Genomic DNA, 1,097 nt, shown 5'->3' on the forward strand with positions numbered 1-1,097 from the left:
CGACGGCAACAACGCCGAGCTGGGTCGCAAGATCCTCTCGGACGCCAACCACCCGCTGGTCCAGCGCGTGGACACCATGGACGGCGCGGCCGACAAGGCCGCCGAGCTCGCGGCTGCGAAGTAAGGGCAGAGGTCACAGACTCACATGGCTATCTTCCTCAACAAGGACAGCAAGGTCATCGTCCAGGGCATGACCGGTGCCACGGGCATGAAGCACACCAAGCTGATGCTGGCTGACGGCACCAACATCGTCGGCGGCGTGAACCCCCGCAAGGCCGGCACCACCGTCGACTTCGACGGCACCGAGGTCCCGGTCTTCGGCTCCGTCGCCGAGGCGATGGAGAAGACGGGCGCCAACGTCTCCGTCCTCTTCGTCCCGCCGGCCTTCGCCAAGGCCGCCGTGGTCGAGGCGATCGACGCCGAGATCCCGCTGGCCGTCGTCATCACCGAGGGCATCGCGGTGCACGACTCCGCCGCCTTCTGGGCGTACGCGACCGCCAAGGGCAACAAGACCCGGATCATCGGCCCGAACTGCCCGGGTCTGATCACCCCCGGCCAGTCCAACGCCGGCATCATCCCGGGCGACATCACCAAGCCCGGCAAGATCGGTCTCGTGTCCAAGTCGGGCACGCTGACCTACCAGATGATGTACGAGCTCCGTGACATCGGCTTCACCTCCGCCGTCGGCATCGGTGGCGACCCGGTCATCGGCACCACGCACATCGACGCCCTGGAGGCCTTCGAGGCCGACCCGGACACCGAGCTGATCGTCATGATCGGCGAGATCGGCGGCGACGCCGAGGAGCGTGCGGCGGACTTCATCGCGAAGAACGTCACCAAGCCGGTCGTCGGCTACGTCGCGGGCTTCACCGCCCCCGAGGGCAAGACCATGGGCCACGCGGGCGCCATCGTCTCCGGCTCCTCCGGCACCGCGCAGGCCAAGAAGGAGGCCCTCGAGGCCGCCGGCGTGAAGGTCGGCAAGACGCCGACCGAGACCGCCAAGCTGGCGCGCGAGATCCTCGCCGCCAAGTAAGCGGTCGCCGTACGGATTCCCGTACGGGCGCACGTGAGCACGGGCGTGGCCCGCACCCCCCAGG

At 68.6% G+C, this 1,097-nt stretch carries 1 protein-coding gene and 1 pseudogene; both read left to right on the forward strand.

The genetic code is table 11. The features are described 5' to 3' along the window. A pseudogene (locus ACWGIU_RS38350) lies at window positions 1–124 on the forward strand (ADP-forming succinate--CoA ligase subunit beta); the annotation flags it as partial. A 21-nt stretch (window positions 125–145) separates the two neighbouring features. Then, a complete protein-coding gene (sucD, locus tag ACWGIU_RS38355) occupies window positions 146–1,033 on the forward strand; it encodes a succinate--CoA ligase subunit alpha (RefSeq protein WP_189733229.1) in 888 nt (295 codons plus the stop codon). Window positions 1,034–1,097 lie beyond the last annotated feature (64 nt).

The sequence above is a fragment of the Streptomyces sp. NPDC054840 genome, assembly GCF_053611065.1.

What these genes read in the sequence shown, in the direction of transcription:
- sucD (WP_189733229.1), top strand. Translation starts at nt 146, where the DNA reads ATGGCTATCTTCCTCAACAAGGACAGCAAGGTCATCGTCCAGGGCATG.